We start from the raw sequence: 23,489 nt of genomic DNA on the forward strand, positions 1-23,489 counted from the left end.
AAAGCCGCGCCGGCGCAGGTAGTGATTAGTAGGAAGCGCTGCGCAGCATCATGAGCGAGCGGTTCGGCATCACGTCATAGCCTTTGAGCTTGTCGTTCATGGCGGAGAACAGCGTGCCATAGGTGAGATGCGCAACGGGGCCCGAGCAGGCGAGTTTCTTCTGCACCTGATCATAGGCCTTCTTGCGCTCGGCCTGATCCGACAGAGTGCGCGCCTTGTCGAGCAGACTGTCGATCTCCGCATCCGAGTACTTGAACACGTTGGTCGAACCGCCCGTGCGGAAGGTGCGGTAGAAATACTCGTCCGGATCGGGCTGGCCAGCATTGATCGAGGCGAACATGTCGAAGTTGCTGTTGCGCCAATCCTGAATGAACTGGCCCTGCTCCTGGTTGATCAGCTCAACCTTGAAGCCTGCCTTGTTTAATTGCTCCTGCACGACCTGCGCGACGTCCTTGATGTCCTGGCGCGGCAGGACCTTCATAGACACGGCAACCGGAGTCGCCACACCGGCTTCCTTCAGGAGCGCCTGCGCCTTCGCCGGATCATGCGCATAGCAGCCGAACTCCTTCACATCGAGCGCCCAGGACTTGAGCGCCGGCGAGAGCGGGCCACCCGGCACGCCTGCGCCGAAGAGCGCCGCCTCCACGATCTCCTTGCGGTTGATCGCGTAGTTCACCGCCTCGCGCACCTTCGGGTTATCGAAAGGCGGCTTCGACACGTTCATGCCGATAAGTGTGTAGGCGAGGTCCATGGTCTCGGCGAGCTTCACGTTCGGCTTGCCCTTGAGCTGCAGGGCGGTCGCCGCATCGATGTTCGGTAGAAGCGCATATTGACCGTTGGTCAGGCCGACCTGGCGGGTGGCGGATTCAGGCACGATGTTGAACTTGAGTCCCGAAAGCTTCGGCAGGCCCTTCTCCCAATAGGCCTCGTTCTTGGTGAGCAGGATATAGCCGTTCGGCTGCCATTCCTGGAACTTGAACGGGCCGGTGCCGACAGGCTGCTTCTGGAGCGCGTCCTTGTTGGTCTCCATGGAGCGCGGCACGATGGCGATGGTGGCAAGTGAGCTGAGGAGAGCCGCCGAGGGCTCCTTGAGCTTCAGCTCGACCGTCTGCGCATCGACGGCATTGGCGCTCTCGACCGCAGAGAGGCGGCTGGCGAGAGGCGAAGCGATGTCCTTGCTGAGCAGGCGCTTCACGGAAGCCACCACGTCCGCGGCCTCCATTGCTGAACCGTCGTGGAATTTGACCCCTGAGCGCAGCTTGAAGGTATAGGTCCTGCCATCGCCCGAGACGGTCCAGGATTCGGCAAGGCTCGGAATGATCTTCAGGTCCCTGTCGATGGCGGTGAGGCCCTCATAAATGTTGCCGTTCACCACCATGAAGCTCGGAAAGGCGGTGATGAGGTGGGGGTCGAGGCCGGTGGGACCGAGATCCGCGCCGATTTCCAGAACCTGAGCCGAGGCGGTGGCCATCGCGGCCACCATGAAACCTGCGCTCAATGTGCTGCGCAGTGCTGACCTGAACATGCGTCTTGTCCTCCCTTGGAAGCCGCCAGGAATTTATAGACCAGCCGCCCGGACCTGTCATGGTCCAATCTCATACCACTCTAGACCACTTGGTTTCCTGTGCTATGGTCCGGCACCTGAGCCTGATCCCGGAGGAACCAATGCCCCAACGCCCGCCCGTCAAAGCCATTGGCGTGATCAGCGGAACGTCGATGGACGGCATCGATGTGTCCATCGTGGAGACGGATGGCGAGGCCTTCGTCCAACCGGGGCCCGGGCGCACCTTCTCCTACCCGGCTAACTTGAGACAGACTCTCCAGGAGCTGATCGCAGAGCCTGCCCGCGCGCAGAGCGAGCCGCTGGAGGATCTCGAACGAGCGGTGACGAGCGCGCATATCGACGCCATCCGTCGTTTCATGGAAGAGACGGGCATCACGTCGAAGGACGTGAACCTTATCGGCTTTCACGGCCAGACGGTCTATCACCGGCCCGAGATCCGTTTCACGCGTCAGCTCGGCCTCGGCGCCATGGTCGCGCAGGAGCTTGGCGTCGACACCGTTAATCGTTTCCGCCACGCAGATGTCGCCTCCGGCGGCGAAGGCGCACCCTTCGTGCCGCTCTATCATCGCGCGCTTGCGAGCTCGCTGTCGCAACCGATCATGATTCTCAATCTCGGCGGCGTCGGAAACGTCACCTATATCGACGGCGAGACGGTGATTGCGTTCGACACCGGGCCGGCGAGCGCTCTGCTCGACGATTTTATCCTGCGCCGACGCGGCTTGAGTTTCGACGAAAACGGAAAGCTCGCGGCCTCCGGCAAGGTGGATGAAAAGCTCGTAGCGGAATTCATGAGCAATCCGTTCTTCGACCGCCCTGCCCCCAAATCCCTCGACCGTCAGGATTTTCATGCGCGCGCGAAAGGCGTTGAGGTCTTGTCAGATGAAGACGGCGCGGCAACGCTGGCAGCCTTCACCGTCGAGTCCGTCGTTGCAGCCCTCCGCCACGTGCCGCGTGCGCCGCGGCGCTGGCTGGTCACTGGCGGCGGGCGTCTCAATGCGCATTTCATGCGCCGCCTGCACGAGCAGCTCGGCGTTCCTGTCGACCCCGTGGAAACTGTGGGCTGGAACGGGGATTTTCTCGAGGCGCAGGCCTTCGGCTATCTCGCCGTCAGGTCGACGCTCGGTTTGCCATTGAGCCTTCCGACCACGACGGGCGTACCCTATCCCATGCCCGGCGGCGAACTGCATCGCGCAGCTTGAATCATGTCTCTCGACACGATCATCGATCAAGCCTTCGCCCCTGCGGCATCTTCCATCGACCGCGGCGATATCCCCGGAGCGGTGCTCGGCATCGTGACCGCCGATGGGCAGCGCAATATGCGCTGGAAAGGCCATGCGCAGATCGAGCCGCACGAGGAGAGCCTGTCGCGCGAGACATGGTTCGATCTCGCATCGCTCACGAAGGTCATCTTCACCACCACAACGATTCTGCGTTTTGTGGAAGAAGGTCGCATCGCGCTCGACGACCTGCTGATCAAGGTCATTCCGGATCTGCGCCAATACGACATGAATGCGGCCGAGCGGCGTCTCACGTTCCGGCAATGCCTGGCGCATCAAACCCATCTGCCTGCGGTCGAGCCGCTCTACACCTACGGGCAGGATCCGAATACGCTGCGCGCCTTCATTCTCCAGCGTGTGTGGCAGAGTGGGCCGCCGGTCTATTCCGACATCAACTTCATGCTGCTCGGCATCGCGATCGAACGCATCACGGGAAAACCGCTGATCGACCAGCCGCTTCCTCAAAACTTTTCCTTCCGCCCAGACCCGCACCTCTGCGCAGCCACCGAGCGCTGCACATGGCGCGGTCGCGTGATCCGCGGCGAGGTGCACGACGAGAATGCCTTCGCGCTCGGCGGCGCGTCCGGTCATGCCGGTCTCTTCGGCACCATCGACGGTGTTCTGGATTTTGCGCGCGGGCTTCTCGAAGGCTCAATTCTCTCAGCCGATTCGCTCAAGGCCATTCGCACCCGCGAATCGGAAAAGCGCACCGTGGGCTGGGAGGGGGTTTATTCGGGCTGGCATGGGGGCGATGCCTGCTCTCCCGCCACCATCGGCCATACGGGTTTTACCGGCACAGGACTCTGGCTCGATTTCGAGCGCGGTCTCGCCTGGTCGCTCCTGACCAACCGGGTGCACCCCTCCCGCCATAAGGACAGCGGAATCTTAAGTCTTCGCCGTGCAACGGGCGAGCTGGTCATCGCGTTGTTCGACGGCCAGACCCGGTTTTAAGGATGCCCGCAAAAAGATGGTGACGTGGGCCTTCAGGGCCACCGCCATCGATTGCTGGACAGGCCAACTGGTCCTATATTGGTCTGGAAGAAAGTTGGCATAATGGCGACAGAACATTTCAGTACCCGCTTCCAGGATCTCGACACCTGGTCCAGCCTCGATGTCCTCACAGCCTTTTATGAGGGACAGCTCTCGGCGGTGGCCGCCGTGAGGTCGTCGCTTCCGGCCATCGCGACGGCGGCGGAAGAGGCGGCGGCGCGCCTGCGCCGGGGTGGGCGTCTCGTCTATGTGGGTGCCGGCACCTCCGGCCGCATCGGCGTTCAGGACGGCACGGAACTCCCGCCCACCTTCAACTGGCCCGACGACAAGCTCGTCTATCTCATCGCCGGCGGCGAGGGCGCCATCATGAGGGCGGTGGAGAATGCCGAGGATTCTGTCGAGGAAGGCATTGCCGGCATCCGCAACAACAAGATTGGGCCTAACGACGTGGTGATCGGCGTGGCTGCAAGCGGCAGAACGCCCTTCACCATCGCTGCGCTGAAGGAGGCCGCCATGCGCGGCGCGCAGACCATCGGCATCTCCAACAATGCGGATGCGCCCATTCTCGAAGCCTGCTCTTACCCGATTCTCGCCGACACGGGCGAGGAGGTGATCGCGGGATCGACCCGCATGAAGGCCGGCACGGCGCAGAAGGTGATTCTGAACCTTCTCTCCTCGCTTATCATGGTGCGCATGGGCCGCGTCTATCGTGGGCTCATGGTGAATATGCGCGCGACGAATGCGAAGCTGCGTCGCCGCAGCGAAGTGATGGTGATGCAGATCACCGATTGCGACGAGGCGACGGCGACGGATGCAATTCTCCAAGCCGGAGGGGACCTGAAGACCGCCGTTCTGATCGCCATGGGCGCTAGCCCACAGCAGGCCAAGGGCGCGCTCGAGCGCAGCGATGGTAATTTGCGCGAAGCCCTGGCAGACTTTTCCAAGGCGAAGAAGTAAGAGTCAAAGAAGTAAGACGCTCGCTTAAAACGAGCAGCAGAAGGGGCGAGATTGGCGTCATGGCATTGGGGCTTGGCATCGACGCAGGCGGAACGGCGACCCGGTGGCGCCTGGCCGATGATCAAGGCCAGTGTGTTGCGCAGGGCAAATCCGAGCCGCTGACAGGCCATCTGTTCTCGGCTGCCGCGGAAGAGAGAGCCCGCCAGATCATCCTCGACATGGCTCAAGAAGTGGCGCGAATGGGCAAGCCGCTGGGCATCATCGCGGGCATCACGGGTCTCACCCGCGACACGCCCGCGGAGGCGAAGATGCGCTCCCTCTTCGCGGAGATCTTCGAGCTACCTCAGGACAAGGTTTTCGTCGCCGAGGACATGTGGATCGCCTATCTGTCCTATTTCGCTCTGGGAGAAGGCATTCTCGTCTATAGCGGCACGGGCTCCATTGGCTATTACCTCTCCGAGAACAAGGAAGTGATCCGTGTCGGCGGGCGCGGCAACCTGATCGACGATGGCGGTTCGGGCTTCTGGATCGCCCGCGAAGCCCTGAAGACGGTTCTGCGGAAGGAAGAGGAAAGCCCGGGCAAAGGCTGGACCACGACCCTCGGCCAATGTCTCGCCAGAGCTCTCGGCGGCACCGATTGGAACCTCGTGCGCTCTTACGTCTATGGCGGCGACAGGGGCAAGATCGGCTCCCTCGCGCAGGCCGTCGGCGAGGCGGCGAAAGCCGATGACAAGACCGCCCTGCGGATCCTGCGCGAAGCGGGCGAGGAGCTTGCGCGTCTCGCCAATTGCCTGACCAAGCGCGTGGGCCCCCGCCCCGTGGCCCTGGCGGGCGGCGGCTCGCGGCTCCATCCCATCGTGGCGAACGCCTTCCGCCAGGATCTCATCGCCCCGGTCGAGTTCATCACCACCGATCTGGATGCCGCCATGACGGCGGCGAGGCTCGCGGCCACGTTGAGCAAAGTCCAGGGCTAATTCCACTCGCGTGGGATCATCTCTTCTCTTCGCTACGACGCAGGCCACTGTGGGATGGCTCACTCGACGTCATCGCCGGCCTTGTGCCGGTGATCCCGATTCGTAGCGCGGCGTCTTTCCAGTCGGGCCGGGATGAGCTCGGCCATAACGAGGAGGAGAGCGGCTCTGCCCGACGGAAAGCCTCCGGCCAAGCTTATGGCGAGGCTTGCCTATTGCCCCGGTCTCGTCCAAGACTTCGTCTCCATTCGGACCGAGACTGTTGTTGAAGCCATGCAAGCTCTTTTCGTAGGCCAGACCTATATTGATGTCACTTTCCTGGCGGATGAACTCCCCACGGGGGACGAGAAAACCGTCGCGCGAGATTACGCCATTTCCTTCGGCGGCAATGCGGTGACCGCCGCCTTCGCCTGCGCCAAGCTCGGCATTGCCCCCGACCTTCTGACCTCGATCGCCGACGACTGGCTGGGTCGCATGTTCATCGACATGGCTGCGAAATACGGCATCTCGGTTCATCACCGGAAAGTGAAGGAATCCTCGCTCTCCTTCATCATGCCGCGCGGCGGAAAGCGCGCCATCGTGCGCTGCCGCGACGACCATTACCTGCATCCCGTGCCGCCGCTGAACCTGCAGGGCTGCCGCGCGCTTCATCTCGACGGCCACCAGGCCGATGCGGCGATGCATTACGCCAAGACCTGCCGCGAAGCGGGCATTCTCACCTCTCTCGACGGCGGCGGCCTGCGCTCCAACACGCATGAGCTTCTCGAGTTCATCGATGTCGCCATCGTGGCCGAGCGTCTCTGCGAGCAGATGAACCTGAGCCCCGGTGAGATGCTCGCCTATCTGAAGGGCCGCGGCTGCAAGATCGGCGGCGTGACCATGGGTGAGCGCGGCATGCTCTGGTACGACGAGAAAGGCACGGAAAGCGTTCTGCCGGCACTCGACATTCCCGCCTCGCTCGTGGTGGACACCAACGGCGCGGGCGACATCTTCCACGGTTCGTACGTCTACTCTGCGATGGCACGCCCCGAGCTGCCCTGGCGCGAGCATTTCATCTTCGCTCGTGCGGCCTCTGCCCACGCCATTCAGCATCTCGGCAACGAGGCAAGCCTTCCGAGCCTGAAGGAGGTCGAGGAGACGCAAGTTCAGTTCTCGGAACGTAAGCTTGCGGCATGATGATGGGATTCCAGGAGGCCGCAAAACGCGCCGCGGCTTCCTGATCCGGTCGGATATGCAACAAAGTTAGTTACAAAGTAACGCATGCCGGTTACAATCGAATCCAGGTCGCTGCATACCGCAGTTGATGGGTTCATGGGATACCGGCGTGAGCTCCTTCAGAGCCTGGACACATGGCCTCGACGAGATACGGCTCGGACCGGGGGCGGCAGGGCTGAGCTATGAGTTCCTCTCCAGTCTTCTGGAGAATGCGCCGCTTGCCATCTGCCTGACCCTCGGTCACGAGCACCGTTACGCGCTCGCCAACAAGATCTTCCGATCGGCTCTCGCGCTTTCAGGCGACTTGGTCGGCAAACCGCTCCGTGAAGCTCTCGGCGACCGTTACACCGAGCAGACACGGGCTCCGCGACAATTTGTTCTCAAAACCGGCCAACCTTCTCAGATCACGAGCATCCCCTTTGGTCCCGACGCGATGGGGGAGACAACCTTCTGGGACATCACGTTCCTTCCCGTGCGGGATGCGGACAATCGGCTCAGCGGGGTCCTGTCGCTCGGCATTGACGTGACCCTGCGGGTGAATGCCACTCTTGAGGCCGACCGGCGGGCGCAGGAAGGCGCCATCAACAGCAAGCGTCTTGCTCTTGCCGTCGAAGCCACCGAGTTAGGTCTATGGGAATGGATCGCCGAAACCGGCGTCATCTATTGGTCGGATCGCCAGAGGGAAATCTTTGGCATCGGTGCCGATGAACCTCTCACCCACGAACTCTGGGTTTCGTCCATTCATCCCGATGACCGGGACTGGGTCGTCGAGAAAGTCGGCTCCCTCGTCGATCCTGCTTCGATGGGCAAGCTGCAGATCGAATACCGGATCGTCCGCCCCGATGGAGATGTTCGCTGGATCAGCAGCCGGGGCCGCATGCTCTATGAGACAGTGAACGGCAGACCGCAGGCAGCCCGCCTGCTCGGCACGATTCTCGACATTACCGAGCGCCGCACGAATGAAGAGGCGCGCCGCCTTCTTGCGAAGGAGCTCGACCACCGGGTGAAGAATCTCTTCGCCATGGCCAGTGCCATGGTGAGCATGACGGCGCGAGCGGCCACATCTCCGTCAGAGATGGCCGCATCCTTGCATGGTCGTCTGCAGGCCCTCGCCAGGGCCCACGAACTCATTCACCCCGCGCTTGCCGAAGACATCCCGCGTCAGCGCGAAACATCGGTCGCCGCGATTGCCGAAACCATTCTGGCTCCGCATCAGGATCTCGGCCTTCCGGATCGAATTCTGATCGATTGTGCGCCCATTTCGGCCGGCGAAAAATCTGCCACAAGCCTGACGCTCGTTCTGCACGAGCTTGCGACCAATGCTTCGAAATACGGCGCCCTCTCCACGGCGAACGGCCATCTCACGATCACCTGCTGGCACGATGGAGAGACCGTGTTTCTGTCCTGGCGGGAAAGAGATGGCCCTGCGATCGAGCGCCCGCCGGATACCAGCGGCTTCGGATCTCACTTGGCTCGCAAGAGCGTGACGGATCAGCTTGAAGGCGAGATCGTTTATGACTGGCAGCGAGAAGGTTTGCACGTCGAGCTGCGCGTGCCGCTCCCGCACCTCCTCCGATGAACAGAACGGATGAAAAAAGGCGGCTACTAAGCCGCCTTCTTTTGGTAATCCTTCACATCCGAGAACCGGATCGATTTGTATCGATCCATCTCATATTGCAGGTTGAAGGCGTTCGCCGCCATGAACACGGGCGCCTCATCGAGATCGCGCGCCATGGATGACAGGTGGCTCTCGATGAACTTGTCGAGCTCTCGCTGATCGTCCGCCGTGATCCAGCGGCAGATCGAAAAGCGCGTCGGCTCGTAGTCGATCGGCAGACCGTATTCGGCGCTGAGGCGTTCTTTCAGCACATCGAGCTGCAGCGCGCCGACGACGCCGACGATGGCACCGGAACCGTCCTGCGGAATGAAGAGCTGAACGACGCCCTCCTCCGCCATCTGCTGCAGCGCCTCGCGCAGCTTCTTTGCCTTCATCGCATCCTGCAGCTTGATGCGGCGCAGGATTTCGGGCGCGAAGCTCGGCACGCCACGGAACACGATGTCCTCGCCTTCGGTCAGCGTATCGCCGATGCGCAGCGTGCCGTGGTTCGGAATGCCCACCACGTCGCCGGCCCAGGCCTCGTCCGCGATCGCGCGGTCCTGCGCGAAGAAGAATTGCGGCGTGTTGAGGCTCATGGGCTTGCCCGTGCGCACGAGTTTCGCCTTCATGCCGCGCTGGAGCTTGCCGGAGCAGATGCGCATGAAGGCGATGCGGTCGCGGTGGTTCGGATCCATGTTGGCCTGGATCTTGAACACGAAGCCGGTCATGCGGCTCTCGCCCGCTTCCACGAGACGCTTGTCGGCCTCCTGGCCGCGCGGCGGCGGCGCATGTTCGGCCAACGCATCGATGAGGTCGCGCACGCCGAAATTGCGCAGAGCCGAGCCGAAGAACACGGGCGTGAGATGGCCTTCGCGGAATGCGCCGAGATTGAACGGCTTGCAGGCTTCCTGCGCCAGCATCGCCTCTTCCTGCCAGGCCTCCGCCTCTTCCGGGGGCAGCAGGCTCAGGAGCTTCGGATCGTCGGGTCCGATGACGGGCATCAACTCTTCATCCGTGTCGATGCGGCGCACGACGTTGCGGCGCAGATCGAAGGTGCCGGCGAAGCTCTTGCCCTGGCTGATCGGCCAGGTGACCGGCGCGGTGTCGAGGGCCAGCGTCTTCTCGATCTCGTCGAGCAGGTCGAAGGGGCTGCGCGCCTCGCGGTCCATCTTGTTGACGAAGGTCACGATGGGAATGTCGCGCATGCGGCACACTTCGAAGAGCTTGCGCGTGCGCGCCTCGATGCCCTTCGCGGCGTCGATCACCATGATGGCCGAGTCCACCGCCGTCAGCGTGCGGTAGGTGTCCTCCGAGAAGTCCTCGTGGCCCGGCGTGTCGAGCAGATTGAAGACGCAGCCGCCGTATTCGAAGGTCATGACCGAGGTCACGACGGAGATGCCGCGCTCCTTCTCGATGCCCATCCAGTCGGAGCGGGTCGAGACGCGGTTCTTCTTGGCCTTCACCTCGCCGGCGAGCTGGATCGCGCCTCCGAAGAGCAGCAGCTTCTCGGTGAGCGTGGTCTTACCCGCGTCGGGGTGGGAGATGATGGCAAAGGTTCGGCGGCGGCCCACAGGGGCCGGAAGGTCGGTCATGGCTCTCAAGGTTCTTGGTCGACGCAATGGGGGACAGAACGCCGCAGCGCTTTGCCCTTTCGTGGCTCTCTTCTGACCCCATATGGGGGTTTCCCGTCAACAGCGAAAGGAGGTGATCCAGTGTCTCATTGTCATACCCTACGGTCCCCGGTTGCCGTGACCTGGATCTTGGCCTCTGCCGAGATCAGTGCGTAACGCACGACCAAGGCCGGCTTTCAGCCGGGCTGTGGAACCGACAATGGAAAGGCCGCTCTTGAAGGGCGGCCTTTCTTTTTTGCTTGATCGCTCCTTGCCACCCTCCCCGTCATCCCCGGCCTTGGGTCGGGGATCCACGTCTTTCGACGGTGTGGTTCATAAGACGTGGATGGCCGGGACAAGCCCGGCCATGACGTGGTGAAACGTCTCGTGCTGTCTGGATCAAGCGCTGAGCAGCTTGCCCGTTCGCTTGGCCGTGGTGCCGGCCACCTTGGCGAGACGCGTGCCCTCGGTGACGAAGCGAAGGGCGATCCGGGCGAAGACCACGCCGTCGCAAGGGGCCTTCGCCTGGGTGACGGTGCCGCTATGCGGGTCCACGATATCGGCGATGACGTCGCCCGCTTTCACCCGGCTCCCCACTTCAGCCTGGAAGACCACGATCCCGGTCGCCGGTGAGGGGACCGGCTCGGAGGCCGCCAGCGGCGTCGGCTGGCAGCAGGGCGACGGGATCTGAGGGGCCTCGCCGGCAATGACGCCGCGCAGGATCATGTAGGCGATGAGCGCCGCCGCATCGCGCCGGGCGAGCTCGTGGCTCACATCCCGCTCGCCGCGGAATTCGAGGGTCGTGGAGTGGCAGCCGAAGGGGATCGGATGATCCTTGAAGCGGGCGGCGAGCTCGCCCCAGGGGCGGCTGCAGGCCTCATCGAACGGGTCGTCTCCCGATTCGTCCGCCAAAAGATAAGCCTGCGCGCCGATGAGCGCGGAGAGCGGCGCGAACTCGTCTTCCGAGCCGGTGTGGGTGTAGAGATGCTCCACGGCCTCCGCGTCGCAATGCAGGTCGAGCACGATATCGGCCTCGATGGCGAGGCTAAGCAGCGCCTTCTTCATCACCTCCGCCGGATTGCCCGTCTCCCAGGCGTCGAGCTCGGCGCGCAGGGCTTCGCGGATCAGACGGACATTGCTGTCTGCGTCAGCCGTGAGCTTTCCCTCGATCCGCTCGGCCACCTTGGGCACGAGATAAGGGTAGCCGCGGTTGAAGTTGAGGCCGTCCGCGAGATTGAAGCGTCCGATATGGTCGCCGAGAACGCGCTGCGCGAGGCCGATGGGATTGGCGCTCGGCACGAGGATGATCTCGCCCTTGATCTTGCCTTCGGCTTCGAGCGCGACAAGCCGCTTGCGCAGATGGTGGGCCGCGATCATGCCGGGGATCTCGTCCGCATGGAGAGAGGCCTGCACGTAGACGCGCGGGCGCGCGCCTTCTTGACCGAAGCGATGGACCGTCAGCGACAGGCTGGCACCGGGAGCAAGCGGCGAAAGGGCGATCTGTTCTGTTTTCATGATGAGCGAAGGGCGTCGTCAGCCTTGAGGCGGTTTGTTGAACCGTGCTCAAGGCATGAGGCTGACGTCTAAGCTGTCCACCCCTGCGACTTGAACACGAAGCGCTCCGGCTTCGTAACGAGTGCGGCCAACCCCTGCAAGGCCGGCTCGGCATTGACGATCACGAAGGCCGGCACCCTGCGCGCCCAGGAATCATGGGGGGCCTTGCGGTCGAAGGCCTCCCGGAAGCCGCCGCTCTGGAGAATGTCCACCATGCGCGGCGCGATGCCGCCGGCGATGAAGACGCCGCCGGAGGATTCGAAGGTCAGCGCCATGTCGCCCGCATAGCGCCCGAGCCAGCGGGCGAAGAGATCGAGCGCCGCCTGCGCCAGTTCGTCACCCTCGCGAGCCGCAGCCAGAACATCGTTCGGCTTGGCATAGGGGCACTGGACGCAGCGGTGGGCTGCCATGGCTTTCGCGATCCGGAACATGCCGGGACCGGAGAGGACAACCTCGGCCGAAATGCGCCCTCCGACGCGCTCAAGGTGAGGCCAGAGCGCGGCCTCCTCCTCCGTCGACGGGCCGAACTCGATGTGACCCGCCTCGGTCGCCACGATGGCGAGGCGATCCTCCACCGGAACAAGGGCGCCGACGCCCAAACCCGTGCCCGGCCCCAGGACAACGCGAGGGGCATCTGCCTCCCGGCGGCCGCTGCCGATGGGCGCGAGATCTCCCTTCTCTTCGCTCAGGACCGTCACCGAGGCCGCGACCGGCGTGTAGTCGTTGACAAGAGTCACGCGCTCGAGACCCAGCGCCCTGCCGATGGCCTCGGCATCGACCACCCACTGAGCATTGGTCAGACGGATCGCAGGCGCGTCCACACGCGTCGCGACCGCGATCATGGCGGAACGGGGCGCCGCCCCATCATAACCCTGGAGGGCGATTCTGATGGCATCGACGGGATCGGGCGTGTCGGCCGTCAGGGTGCGGGGCAAGAGGTGAACGGGCTCTCCGGGGGCGGGCAGGACAGCGAAGCGCGCATTCGTACCGCCGATATCCCCAAGCAGAACAGGAAATGCAAACATCGAGAGAGCCTATGGTCCTTGTTTAACCCCGCCCGAACGGTCACCGTCAGAACGCGTCTTCCCAGCTCCGGCTCAAGCGCACGGCGGAGTTGATGAGACCCACCATGGAGTAGGTCTGGGGAAAGTTGCCCCACAACTCACCGGTCGTGAAGTCGGCATCCTCGGAAAAGAGGCCGAAGGAATTGCGCAAGCTCAAGATTTGCTCGAACAGCTCCCGGGCTTCGTCCTTGCGTCCGATAGCGTTCAGAGCATCCACGTACCAGAAGCCGCAGATCATGAAAGCCGTGTGCATGCGCCCGAAATCGTCTTCCACATCATAACGCAGGAGAAGATCCCCGCGCCGCAGGGCCTTGCCCACCGCATCCACGGTGGCGATGAAGCGAGGATCGTCGGGCTTGACGAAGTTGAGCTCGGACAGGAGGAGCAGAGTCGCATCCAGGTGCTCACCATCGAAGGACGAGACGAAGGTGCCTTTCTCAGGGTTGAAGGCCCGCTCGTCGATGATGCGGTGCATCCGGTCTGCATTCTCCCGCCAGAAGGCAGCACGGTCCTGGCGGTCCATGGCGACGGCGATCTTCGTCAGCCGATCACAGGCGGCCCAGCACATCACGCTCGGAAAGGTGTGCACGGCCGCTTTCGTGCGCAGCTCCCAGGGGCCTGCATCGGGTTGGTCGAAAACCTCGATGGCCCGGTGACCCAGTTTCTCCAGATGCCTGAACAAAGCCCGGTTGCCTGTCGCACGGATCAGGCGCTTGTCGAGGAAGGCGTGGACCGACGCCAGCACGACGGAGCCATAGGCATCGTTCTGGATCTGCGTATAGGCCGCATTGCCCACGCGAACCGGCCCCATGCCGCGATAGCCTGCCAAGGCCGTCGCCTCGCGCTCCTCGAGATCGGGCGAGCGCGAGATGCTGAACAGCGGCGGCATGTCCCTCTGACCCGGAATGGCGTCCATGTCGTCGACGATGTTGGTGATGTAGGTGAGGTATTCCTCCATCGTCTTCGTCGTGCCGAGCCGGTTCAGCGCCTGGATGACGAAATAGGCGTCACGCAGCCAGCAATAGCGATAATCCCAGTTGCGCTGCGTATGGGGCGCTTCCGGCACCGAAGTCGTCAGCGCCGCGACGATGGCGCCCGTTTCCTCGAAGTTGCAGAGCTTGAGGGTGATCGCGGCGCGGATCACCGCCTCCTGCCAGTCAAAGGGGATGGAGAGCGAACGGACCCAGTCGAGCCAGAAATCAGTCGTGCTGTCGAGAAACTCGCGCGCGGTGGTGTCGGTCTCGGAACGCAGCGGTTCGTCCTCTCCGAAGAAGAAGGATATCGGCCGCTCCACCACGAAGGGCCGCTCCTCATGGACATAGGATACAGACGCGTCGGTGGTGAGCCTCAAGGAATAGCGCGGCCCCACGAAGCGCAGGTGATTGCTGCCGCGCGTCGTGTTCGGCGTGATACCGCCCCATTCGTAATGCGGACGCAGCCGCACACGGATCCGGGGACGACCCTTGATGGGCGTGACGCGGCGGATCAGCATCGGCGGGCGGAACGTGCGGTCGTAATGCTTGAAGCGTGGCGCGAAATCCGTGATCTCGAGGATGTTGCCGAAGGAATCCGTCATGCGCGAGACGAGGATGGCGGTATTCTGGAGATAACTCTGCTCGCAGCTGACCATGCCCACCATGTCGATGGCAAACACGCCCTTCTGCTCCGCATCCGTCTGCCCTTCAGGAGAGTCGAGCAGCGACGAGAAAACCGGATCGCCGTCGAACCGGGGGAAGCAGCTCCAGACGATTTGCGCCCGGCGATCCACCAGGGCCGCAATCATGCAATTACCGATGACGGCGAGGTCCAGTGAGCTCATCTCATCAATCATCCACGTTGAAAGGAAGGGCGCCCTTCGACGCCCATTCTGACAGGCAATGTCGCAGATCCGCAGGCGTTCCCAGGCGAAACCTGGCAATGGTTTCACCTGAACCGATACGGACGGACAGGCCGCCACGGTCATTCACCGTCCTGAATCCATTCTCGTCGGTCAAGTCATCACCGACGAAAATCGGCCTTCGCCCCTTGTACGGCGACGCATGAAGGAATCTCTCGATCACCTTTCCCTTGCCCGCTGCGGAAGGAAGAATTTCCGCAACGGCCTTGCCGTGCTGAAGGCGATACTCGCTCCCCAGAGCTTCCACGGCGGCATGGGCCGTCGTCAGAGCAAACTCCTTCTCCTGCGGCGCAAGTCGCCAATGGATGGCAACGGAGCAGCCCTTGTCCTCGATCAGCACGCCCGGCTTGGCAGAGACCGCGTCGTTCAAGCGCCCGATCATCCGGCGCAACTGGGGATGCTCCTCCGGATCGCAGAGCTGAAGCTCACCGGCGATGCGCTCCTCGAGACCATGGAGCCCCGCCATGTCGAATTGATAGGGCAGGAAATGCTGATCGAGAAAGGCGATCGGTCTTCCGCTGACGACGGCAAGCGCCCCGTCCAGGCGCGTCTGAAGAAGATTGAGTATGTCAGGCAAGGACGGGTCCACCACGACGGCATCGGGCCGCTCGACGATATCCACGAGCGTTCCATCGAAATCGAGAAAGAGCGCGTAGGCTCCATCCATAGCGGATCCTTGAACGGGCGCATCATGCATTGGCGGGAGCCCGCTTTCTGCCGGAGGCGATGAGGCGACGAATCCTCTGCCGCTTGCGCAAGCGCGAGGCGGCAAGCAGCATCTGCCCGGCCCAGCGATAGACGTTCCGTTCCTTGACCTGGTCGCGCATCAACCGCATGCGTTCACGCTGTTCATTCTGTGACATGGTCAGCGCACGGTTGATGGCCTCTCCCATGGCGTGAGCATTGTAAGGATTTACGATCAAGGCTTCCGACAGCTCACGCGAGGCCCCTGCAAAGGCCGAGAGAATGAGCACGCCCTCCTCGTCATCGCGCGCGGCCACGAACTCCTTGGCCACGAGATTCATGCCGTCGTGCAGGCTCGAAACGATGCAGAGATCGGCGGATCTGAACAGCTCGAACACCTCGTCGGGCTCGTGATGGCGGATCAGGAGCTTGATCGGCTCATACCCATTGCCGCCATGCCGTTCATTGATCTCGCGTGCGAGGGCTTCAGCCTCTTCCTGAAGCTGCCGGTAATTGGCAAGTTTGCTGCGCGTGGGAGCGGCGACCTGGACGAAGGCGAAATTGCCCTTCCATTCAGGATGCTCGTTGAGCAGCGCATCGATCGCCTGCATGCGGTCGAGGATACCTTTGGTATAATCGAACCGCTCGATGCCGACTCCGATGCGCATGTCCAACGGAAAACCGAGGCGCTCGCGGACGACGCGGCGGCATTCCTCGACAGGCTTCTGGCCTTCCAGTGCCGTCGGGGGCCACTCGATGGAAATAGGATAGGGACGGATCAGGGTTTCTTCGCCACCGAAGGTGACTGAATCCTTCTCCCGGTCGATACGGCTCTCGACATAGGAATCCACGGCATCCATGAAATTGTTGCAATGGGCCTGCGTATGGAAGCCGAGGATTGAGGAGCCGAGCAGGCCGTCGATGATTTCCTCGCGCCAAGGACAGATGCCGAAGGTCTCTGCATTCGGCCAGGGAATGTGCCAGAAAGTGACGATGGTGGCCTGAGGCAATCTGTTGCGGATCATGCGCGGCAGAAGCGAGAAGTGATAATCCTGCACCAGGATGATGGGATCCTCGCGCTTGGCTTCGGCCACCACCGCATCCGCGAACTTTTCATTGACGGCGCGGTAGAACTGCCAATCCTGCTCGCGGAAGATCGGCCGCACGAAAGCGATGTGGCAGAGAGGCCAGAGCCCCTCGTTGGCCGCGCCGTAATAATACCCGTCCTGCTCCTCATCCGTCAGCCAGACCCGGCGCAGCGTGTAGGAGGGATGAGCCGGCGGCACCGGCACCCGGTCATTGGCGTCCACCATCTCGCGATCCGCCGTGCCGCTGCCATGGGCCACCCAGGTTCCGCCACAGGCACGCACGACCGGCTCGAGAGCCGAGACAAGGCCGCTTGCCGGGATCTGGAGGGAGACCCCTCCGCTCTCGGTGCGGTTGTGGATGTAGGGCTCGCGGTTCGAGACCACGATCACCTCCGATCCGGACAATTCGTTGGCCAGAGCGGCCCGAAGCGTGTCGGGGTTCCAATCGGTATGCGCCGCATCGATCGTCCGTCGGGAGGCCTCCAATTCCTGGAGCACGTCGCGGATCTCCTGACCGAGAGGAATCATGTTCTCCTGCTCAGGAGCACCTGCAGCTCCCGCGCGAGCGTTCTCCAGAGCCTGGCGAATGGAGGCGAGCCAGCGCCTCATGATCAATGCCGCAATCATGGCCGCGAGCGCCGCCGCGCCGAAAGCGACCCCCGCGAGGGCCAGGAAGAGATAATTGCGCGCCTCCCCTCCCCGTTTGTCGGCATAGCTGAGGTCGTGCAGAACGACGAGGTGCCCCTCGCGTCCGGCCACGATCAGCGGAAACGAGCTCACCAGGATGCTGCGGCCCTCGGCGGCAATGGTGGAGAAGCTCTGTGTATCGGATCTTGCCGCCTGCTCGCAGGTGAAGGATGGCGGCATGTTGCGCGTCGGAGAGCGCAGTTCGTCCCCGTCGCAATAGCCGATCGCGAGAACCCGCTCGTCGGAGGCGATCCGCTCGAAAAGGCCGGCGAGCCGCGCGGCATCGTTACGGGCCAAAAGGCTCACGACCTGATCGCGGGCCGAATTGAACACAAGCTGGGACCGCAGCTCCACATCGCGCCGGGTCCACTGCTCCACGAAGGATGTGGCGAACGGAAGAACGGCCAGAATGACAATGGCCGCGACAAGCAACGCAATACCGCCGAAGCGAAAGATAATTCTCAAACCTCTGCTTCCCAGAACATTTCAGACATGTCGAAGGCTGAAGCCTAAACTCGGGAAAACCTCGATGTTTGGCCTCTGACCCGAACGCCGCACCTGGGGCGCCCGTCCCTGTTATGGGGTTCCATCCCGAACTTTCCAGGTTTGAGGCTCCCGCCGGGAGCCCGCCAGGCCATAAAAAACCGCAGCCGGCACAAGGCCGGCTGCGGTCTGGAAGCCATCCTTTTGAAGGACTTAATGCTCGCGGAAGGCGCGGGCGATCTGGTCCTTCATGGGCTTGAAGAAGTACTCGAGAGGCGTACGCTCGTTCACCTCGACGAAGACCTCGGCCTGCATGCCGGCGATCAGATGCAGGTTTTCGAGGCGCTTGATCTCGTCCTGCGGCAGCTCCACGCGGATCGTGTAGAAGGTCGCACCCGATTGCTGGTCGCGGGACACGTCGGCCGAGATGCGGCTGACGGTGCCATGGAGATCGGGCATCATGCGCGCATTCGAAGCATGCACCTTCACGGTCGCCTTCTGCCCGACCTTCACCTGATCGATGTCGTTGGGGAGAACCTTGGCTTCGAGCTCGAGCTTGTCGTTCGTGGGAACGATGAGCATGACGGGCTCCGCCGGCGAAATGACGCCACCGATAGTGTGGACATTCAGCTGATGCACATAGCCGTCGCTGGGGGCGCGGATGTCGATGCGCTTCAGCTGATCCTCAGCTGCCACGCGACGCTCCGTGTACTCGGCGATCTTGCTCTGCATTTCGCGCAGCTCCTGCATGGCTTCCGCGCGCATCTGCTCGTCGATCTGGATGATCTGGAACGAGGTTTCGGCGATGCGGCTTTCAGCCTGCGCCACGGATGCGATCAGCTGGCCACGCTGGCCTTCGATGCTGGCGGCATCACGCTCGAGAGCATTCAGGCGCGGGAGCTGCACCAGGTTCTTCTGGTAGAGATCGCGGACGCCTTTGAGCTCTTCCGTAATCAGCTCCGCCTCGCGGGCCTTCGCTTCCTGCTGGGCTCTCAGGCCCCTGATCTCATCCTGGGACTGGGCGATCCGCTTCCTGAGCTGATCCTTCTGCGCATCGCGCGTGGCGCGGCGCGCCTCGAAGAGGGTCCGCTCGGAAGACATGATCTTCTGAACGGCCGGATCGTTCAGGCGATTGGCGAATTCCGGCGGCATCTTGATCTCGGAGGCGCCGTCGCGCTCGGCCTCGAGGCGCGCCTGACGGCCGATATATTCGTCGAGCTGCTTTGCAACCACCTGGAGATTGGCGCGGGTCACCGTCTCGTCCAGACGGACCAGAAGATCGCCCGACTTGACGCGATCGCCGTCCTTCACCTTCAGCTCACCGACAATGCCGCCGGTGGCGTGCTGGACCTTCTTGACGCTTGAGTCGACGACGAACTGACCACCGGCGACGACGGCACCCGACAGGGTCGAGGTGGCGGCCCACAGACCGATCGTGCCGGCGAACAAGGCGATCATGGCCATGCCGGCAACGCTCGACTGACGCAGAACCTTCTCGTGCAGCGAAGGCTTTTGCGGCTGCTGTTGTAGGACGATCATTTAACCAACCTCCCGCAGGTTCGAGGCCTGCGCCTGCGCCGGCTGCACCCGTACCGTCGGGGCCTGCGCCGGGGCCGTATTACGTTTCATCACACTCTGCAGGACTTCGTCCCGCGGGCCGAAGGCCTTGATACGGCCCTCTTCCATGATGGCGACATGATCGACCTGTCCGAGAGCGGCAGGACGATGAGTAATGACGACGACGATGCCGCCACGCTGCCGGACCGACAGGATCGCCTGATTGAGCGCCTCGTCGCCGGCGCCGTCGAGGCTGGCATTCGGCTCGTCGAGCACGACCAGGAACGGATTGCCGTAGAGGGCGCGGGCCAGAGCGACGCGCTGGCGCTGACCACCCGAGAGAGAGGCGCCGGCCTCGCCGAGAACCGTATCGTAGCCGTTCGGCAGGTTAAGGATCAGCTCGTGAGCGCCTGCCGCCTGCGCCGCGGCAATGATGTCCTCCGGCTTGGCCTTCGACTGGAAGCGGGCGATATTCTCGGCAACGGTGCCTTCAAACAGCTCCACGTCCTGTGGCAGATAGCCGATGTGACGGCCGAGAGCATCCGGCTCCCACTGGTCGAGCGCCGCACCATCGAGGCGGACTTCGCCGCGCAGGGCCGGCCACACGCCGACGAGAGCACGGGCGAGGGTCGACTTGCCCGAGGCGCTGGGGCCGATCAGACCCAGACCCTGCCCGGCCTGAAGCTGCAGCGACGCGGCCTGGACGATCGGGAACTGAGCTCCCGGAGCGGAGACGTAAACGTCTTCCACGGACACCGCTGCTTTCGGAGCGGGAAGCGGCATGCGCTGTCCCTGCGCCGGAACCAGGGTCATGATGTGCTGAAGACGGCGATAGGCCTGACGGGACGCGGTAAAGCCCTTCCAGTGCGCGACGGCGATTTCGATCGGCGCGAGAGCGCGGGACATCAGGATCGAGCCGGCGATCATGAGACCGCCCGACATCTGCCCCTCGATCACCAGGAGAGCGCCGAGGCCCAGAATGCCCGACTGGAGAACCATGCGGAAAACCTTGGCGAAGGCGCTGATGCCGGCAGACGATTCGCTGGCGGTCAGGCCGTCATTGACGTGGCGGACATGCACCGCGTCATAGCGCTTGCCGAGATGGCCGAGCATGCCGAGCGCGCGGATGGCCTCCGCATTGCGGCGGCTCGTTTCGGCTAGGGCATGACGCTCGGCGCCGCTCTTCGTCACCTGCAGGGACGGCTCCTTGCTCTTGGCGTCCGTGTAGATCGTCAGGAAGACGATGCACACGCCGCCGATGACGGAGAAGACGCCGATCCACGGGTGGATCATGAAGCAGCCGATGAGGAAGATCGGCATGAAGGGCATGTCGAAGAGAGCCGTGGGGCCAAGGCTCGAAAGGAAGCCGCGGATCGTGTCCACGTCCCGGATCGGCTGCATGCTCTCGGCCTGCTTGGCACCCTTCAGCGGCATGGTCGCCACGAGATCGAACACGCGGGGGGCGAGGATCTCGTCGAAGCGGGCGCCGATGCGTGCCAGCATCCTGCCGCGCAGCATGTCGAGGCCGCCCGAAAGAGCATAGGCCGCCAGGACGATGAGGGAGAGACCGATCAGGGTCGGGATGCTCCGGCTCGACAGCACGCGGTCATAGACCTGCAGCATGTAGATCGAACCGGTCAGCGCGAGGATGTTCACGACAGCCGAAAAGCCGGCCACGCTGGTAAAAGAAGGTAAGCACGATTTCAGAGCGTCTTGGACCTCTGTGCTCTCTTCCCGATGTCTCGATGCCTGCTTCATTATCTTCTTTCCATCGATGGTCCGGTTGCCCGGCACACCGTTCAGTTGCAGTGCCACCATGCACGGTTATATCCTAGCATGGTGTTTACCATCTTGCGATGGCTTCGATGTCGGGCTTTGGACCGTAAGACCATCTTAGCAGGGCCGGGCGGGAGTGCCCGGCTTTTTCATGGCTCTTATGGATGAGATGCCCCCAAAGGTGGCGCCTTCCGTTACGCCACCCTTGTTGTAACCCTATTTCATATAACTATGTCAACTAAAACTCTTGGCAATTGTTGGGCAAGAAAATCTTGCCCTCTATTCGAAGGGGGAACGTAACGTGACCCTCTTCGTAGCGTAACTGTTTAGTAAATTTTGATGGTTAAGCCGATGTGACCCACAAATGAGGTCGCAATATGGACACGTCTCACTCCTCTCGCCCTCTCCCTGCGGACCATGGTCGCACCGGCGAACCGGCAGCGGGCCCTGTCCAGATTGACCCGGCTGCCAGCGCGGCTCTGGCCGAAGCCGTCAAAAGTGCCCGCCAGGGGCTGGTTCCGCCCTCGTCGGCTCTGGAGGCCCGTGCAAGGCAGGAGACTCCTGCCGCCGCGTCATTCCCCAGGAACTCCTTTCTGATGCAGGCCGGGACGGCTGTCCTGCTGGTCGGCGCCGGATGGCTGGCCTCCTACATGGGAACCTTAGGCAACCGGGATGCCATTCACCGCCTGGAGGCCGAGACCGCGCGCAGCCAGGAGATCCTGTCCAAGCTCAACGACGATCTGGCGGCGCTGAAGGGCACCATGACGGCGGCTCGGGACGTTGCGTATACTGCATCCACCTCCAAGGCCTCCGACCAATCCAAGCTCGCAGAAAAGGTCGACCGCCTCACCATTGCGGTCCAGGAGCCGGGCAAGAAACTGTCTGCCCTCGAGGAACGGCTCACCCGCATGGAAAGCCAGATCATGGCAAGCCTGAATGGCTTGAGCGCGAGCAAGCCTGCCGCGACAGCGGCAGCCCCTGCCAACGAACCCGACCGCGAGAGCGCCCCCGCGGCGAAGCAGGCGAAGACCGAGCCGGTCGAAGGCTGGGTGCTGCGCGAGGTCTATAACGGTTCGGCTCTGGTGGAGAGCCGCAACCGCGGCATCTATGAGGTGATGCCCGGCAATACCATTCCAGGTGCAGGCCGTGTGGAAGCCATCGAGCGCCGAGGTGGCCGCTGGGTCGTGGTAACCGACAAGGGTCTTATCAGCACCTACCGCTGATTAGCGCATCGTGCGGACCCGGAGGTCCGCCCCGAATAATGCGCTCCTCTAAGAGGAGCGCATCGGACTGCCCCCGAAAGTGCAAGTCCACTCTTCTCGCCCGATGCTCTAGTGCGGGATAATGAATCTCAGGCCATAGACGAGAGCGGCGAAAGCCGCGAGGCTTGCGAGATAGATGAGCACGAACCAGAGCAGGCGCTTGGAACGCCTCTCCGATGCACGATGCGTTTCTGCCTGCATCAGTGATATCCGTAGCCGCCGCCCTGGATCTCCTCGGCCACCTTTCCGCGGAACACGTAATAGGCATAGGCCGTGTAGGCGAAGGTGATCGGCAGCACGATGGCAAAGCCTACGAGTGCGAAGAGCTGGGAATGTACGGTGTTCGCCGTGTCCCAGATCGTCAGGTTCGGCGGCACGTTATAGGGAAAGAGGCTGACGCCGAGGCCGAGATAGCCGAGCAGGAAGAGCGTGATCGCCAGGAAGAACGGGCGATAGTGACGCCCCTCCTCGAGATCGCGGAACAGCCGATAGGCCGTGTAAATCGTGATCAGCGGAATGGGCGCGAGGAAGGCGATATTGGGCCAGGAGAACCAGCGCGTCTCGATCTGGCGCCCGAGGAACGGAACCCACAGGGACACGATGCCCATGGCGAGGATCGTCGCGATCAGAAAGCGAACCGCCATGCGCCGCGCCCAGATCTCCAGCTCACCCGTCGTCTTCATCACGCACCAGGTGGAGCCGAGAAGCCCGTAGCCGCAGACGAGGCTGATGCCGGTGACGACGCTGAAGGGTGTGAGAAAATCGAACGTACCGCCGGTGAACTGGTGTCCGTTATTGGCGAAGCCCTGCACGAAGGCGCCGAGCACCATTCCCTGAAAAAACGTGGCGAGCAGCGAGCCGAAGAAGAACGCATTGTCCCACAAGAATTTCGAACGCTCCGATTTGAAGCGGAATTCGAAGGCCACTCCGCGAAAGATCAGCGCAATCAGCATGAGGATGATCGGCACGTAGAGCGCCGGCATGAGCACCGCGTAAGCCACATGGAACACGGCAAAGAGACCGCCGCCGCCGAGGATGAGCCAGGTCTCGTTGCCGTCCCAGATGGGAGCGACGGAAAACATCATCCGGTCGCGCCAGTTCTCGCTGCGCGCGGCCTTGAAGAGAATGCCGACGCCGAGATCGAAACCGTCGACGATCACATACATGGCCACCGCCACCGCGATCAACCCTGCCCAGATCAGCGGCAGCCAGAAGGCGAGACCTTCGTATTCGTTCCCAAATCCGAACATGCTCTC

At 62.8% G+C, this 23,489-nt stretch carries 18 protein-coding genes; 7 read left to right on the plus strand and 11 right to left on the minus strand.

Annotated elements, in window-relative coordinates:
* Window positions 1–25: 25 nt before the first annotated feature.
* Window positions 26–1,525: an ABC transporter substrate-binding protein gene (locus tag ACUXUR_RS03205; protein ID WP_445500901.1), complete on the minus strand. Its 1,500-nt coding sequence runs from the start codon at window positions 1,523–1,525 to the stop codon at window positions 26–28.
* Window positions 1,526–1,665: 140 nt separating this feature from the next.
* Between ACUXUR_RS03205 and ACUXUR_RS03210 the strand changes: the two genes are divergently transcribed.
* From ACUXUR_RS03210 to ACUXUR_RS03235, 6 genes are all read left to right on the plus strand, one after another.
* Window positions 1,666–2,763 (plus strand): anhydro-N-acetylmuramic acid kinase, encoded by a 1,098-nt coding sequence (locus ACUXUR_RS03210; RefSeq protein WP_445500902.1) that lies wholly within the window; start codon window positions 1,666–1,668, stop codon window positions 2,761–2,763.
* A 3-nt stretch (window positions 2,764–2,766) separates the two neighbouring features.
* Window positions 2,767–3,792: a serine hydrolase domain-containing protein gene (locus ACUXUR_RS03215; protein WP_445500903.1), complete on the plus strand. Its 1,026-nt coding sequence runs from the start codon at window positions 2,767–2,769 to the stop codon at window positions 3,790–3,792.
* 102 nt (window positions 3,793–3,894) lie between these two features.
* The gene (locus tag ACUXUR_RS03220; RefSeq protein ID WP_445500904.1) at window positions 3,895–4,788 is read left to right on the plus strand and encodes an N-acetylmuramic acid 6-phosphate etherase; all 894 of its coding nucleotides are present in this window, start codon (window positions 3,895–3,897) and stop codon (window positions 4,786–4,788) included.
* A 59-nt stretch (window positions 4,789–4,847) separates the two neighbouring features.
* Window positions 4,848–5,762: an N-acetylglucosamine kinase gene (locus ACUXUR_RS03225; RefSeq protein WP_445500905.1), complete on the plus strand. Its 915-nt coding sequence runs from the start codon at window positions 4,848–4,850 to the stop codon at window positions 5,760–5,762.
* 270 nt (window positions 5,763–6,032) lie between these two features.
* A complete protein-coding gene (locus tag ACUXUR_RS03230) occupies window positions 6,033–6,935 on the plus strand; it encodes a sugar kinase (protein WP_445500906.1) in 903 nt (300 codons plus the stop codon).
* 148 nt (window positions 6,936–7,083) lie between these two features.
* Window positions 7,084–8,553, plus strand: a complete 1,470-nt coding sequence (locus ACUXUR_RS03235; RefSeq protein ID WP_445500907.1) for a PAS domain-containing sensor histidine kinase — start codon at window positions 7,084–7,086, stop codon at window positions 8,551–8,553.
* 26 nt (window positions 8,554–8,579) lie between these two features.
* On the opposite strand, the gene ACUXUR_RS03240 is transcribed toward ACUXUR_RS03235, so the two are convergent.
* The 8 genes from ACUXUR_RS03240 to ACUXUR_RS03275 all read right to left on the minus strand — a co-directional run bounded on the left by ACUXUR_RS03240 (window position 8,580) and on the right by ACUXUR_RS03275 (window position 20,953).
* A complete protein-coding gene (locus ACUXUR_RS03240; RefSeq protein ID WP_445500908.1) occupies window positions 8,580–10,163 on the minus strand; it encodes a peptide chain release factor 3 in 1,584 nt (527 codons plus the stop codon).
* 417 nt (window positions 10,164–10,580) lie between these two features.
* The gene (locus tag ACUXUR_RS03245) at window positions 10,581–11,696 is read right to left on the minus strand and encodes a succinylglutamate desuccinylase/aspartoacylase family protein (protein ID WP_445500909.1); all 1,116 of its coding nucleotides are present in this window, start codon (window positions 11,694–11,696) and stop codon (window positions 10,581–10,583) included.
* Between the two features lie 68 nt (window positions 11,697–11,764).
* On the minus strand, window positions 11,765–12,742 hold the full coding sequence (locus ACUXUR_RS03250; protein WP_445501262.1) for a glucokinase: 978 nt from the start codon (window positions 12,740–12,742) through the stop codon (window positions 11,765–11,767).
* Window positions 12,743–12,806: 64 nt separating this feature from the next.
* Window positions 12,807–14,618, minus strand: a complete 1,812-nt coding sequence (locus tag ACUXUR_RS03255; protein WP_445500910.1) for a glycoside hydrolase family 15 protein — start codon at window positions 14,616–14,618, stop codon at window positions 12,807–12,809.
* Between the two features lie 4 nt (window positions 14,619–14,622).
* Window positions 14,623–15,363, minus strand: coding sequence for a trehalose-phosphatase (gene otsB / locus ACUXUR_RS03260; protein WP_445500911.1), 741 nt, complete (start codon window positions 15,361–15,363; stop codon window positions 14,623–14,625).
* Between the two features lie 22 nt (window positions 15,364–15,385).
* Window positions 15,386–17,620 (minus strand): alpha,alpha-trehalose-phosphate synthase (UDP-forming), encoded by a 2,235-nt coding sequence (locus tag ACUXUR_RS03265; RefSeq protein ID WP_445500912.1) that lies wholly within the window; start codon window positions 17,618–17,620, stop codon window positions 15,386–15,388.
* 231 nt (window positions 17,621–17,851) lie between these two features.
* Entirely contained in the window at window positions 17,852–19,177 is a 1,326-nt protein-coding gene (locus ACUXUR_RS03270; RefSeq protein ID WP_445500913.1) for an HlyD family type I secretion periplasmic adaptor subunit, read from the minus strand.
* Complete coding sequence (locus ACUXUR_RS03275; protein WP_445500914.1) at window positions 19,178–20,953, minus strand: type I secretion system permease/ATPase; 1,776 nt, start codon at window positions 20,951–20,953, stop codon at window positions 19,178–19,180.
* Between the two features lie 395 nt (window positions 20,954–21,348).
* On the opposite strand from ACUXUR_RS03275, the gene ACUXUR_RS03280 reads away from it, so the two are divergent.
* Complete coding sequence (locus ACUXUR_RS03280) at window positions 21,349–22,194, plus strand: hypothetical protein (protein ID WP_445500915.1); 846 nt, start codon at window positions 21,349–21,351, stop codon at window positions 22,192–22,194.
* Between the two features lie 108 nt (window positions 22,195–22,302).
* Here the strand turns inward: ACUXUR_RS03280 and ACUXUR_RS03285 are convergent, their stop codons facing one another.
* A complete protein-coding gene (locus ACUXUR_RS03285; protein WP_445500916.1) occupies window positions 22,303–22,434 on the minus strand; it encodes a hypothetical protein in 132 nt (43 codons plus the stop codon).
* Complete coding sequence (gene cydB / locus ACUXUR_RS03290; RefSeq protein ID WP_445500917.1) at window positions 22,434–23,483, minus strand: cytochrome d ubiquinol oxidase subunit II; 1,050 nt, start codon at window positions 23,481–23,483, stop codon at window positions 22,434–22,436. The genes ACUXUR_RS03285 and cydB overlap by 1 nt, the downstream gene beginning before the upstream one ends.
* Window positions 23,484–23,489: the final 6 nt, after the last annotated feature.

This window comes from Microvirga medicaginis (assembly GCF_052658925.1).

Bases quoted from the DNA above. Each gene is read 5' to 3' on its own strand.
- ACUXUR_RS03245 (WP_445500909.1), bottom strand. From the start codon at position 11,696: ATGAAAACAGAACAGATCGCCCTTTCGCCGCTTGCTCCCGGTGCCAGC.
- ACUXUR_RS03280 (WP_445500915.1), top strand. From the start codon at position 21,349: ATGGACACGTCTCACTCCTCTCGCCCTCTCCCTGCGGACCATGGTCGC.
- ACUXUR_RS03255 (WP_445500910.1), bottom strand. From the start codon at position 14,618: ATGAGCTCACTGGACCTCGCCGTCATCGGTAATTGCATGATTGCGGCC.
- ACUXUR_RS03230 (WP_445500906.1), top strand. From the start codon at position 6,033: ATGCAAGCTCTTTTCGTAGGCCAGACCTATATTGATGTCACTTTCCTG.
- ACUXUR_RS03205 (WP_445500901.1), bottom strand. From the start codon at position 1,525: ATGTTCAGGTCAGCACTGCGCAGCACATTGAGCGCAGGTTTCATGGTG.
- ACUXUR_RS03270 (WP_445500913.1), bottom strand. From the start codon at position 19,177: ATGATCGTCCTACAACAGCAGCCGCAAAAGCCTTCGCTGCACGAGAAG.
- ACUXUR_RS03225 (WP_445500905.1), top strand. From the start codon at position 4,848: ATGGCATTGGGGCTTGGCATCGACGCAGGCGGAACGGCGACCCGGTGG.
- ACUXUR_RS03220 (WP_445500904.1), top strand. From the start codon at position 3,895: ATGGCGACAGAACATTTCAGTACCCGCTTCCAGGATCTCGACACCTGG.
- ACUXUR_RS03210 (WP_445500902.1), top strand. From the start codon at position 1,666: ATGCCCCAACGCCCGCCCGTCAAAGCCATTGGCGTGATCAGCGGAACG.
- ACUXUR_RS03215 (WP_445500903.1), top strand. From the start codon at position 2,767: ATGTCTCTCGACACGATCATCGATCAAGCCTTCGCCCCTGCGGCATCT.
- ACUXUR_RS03240 (WP_445500908.1), bottom strand. From the start codon at position 10,163: ATGACCGACCTTCCGGCCCCTGTGGGCCGCCGCCGAACCTTTGCCATC.
- cydB (WP_445500917.1), bottom strand. From the start codon at position 23,483: ATGTTCGGATTTGGGAACGAATACGAAGGTCTCGCCTTCTGGCTGCCG.
- otsB (WP_445500911.1), bottom strand. From the start codon at position 15,363: ATGGATGGAGCCTACGCGCTCTTTCTCGATTTCGATGGAACGCTCGTG.
- ACUXUR_RS03275 (WP_445500914.1), bottom strand. From the start codon at position 20,953: ATGAAGCAGGCATCGAGACATCGGGAAGAGAGCACAGAGGTCCAAGAC.
- ACUXUR_RS03285 (WP_445500916.1), bottom strand. From the start codon at position 22,434: ATGCAGGCAGAAACGCATCGTGCATCGGAGAGGCGTTCCAAGCGCCTG.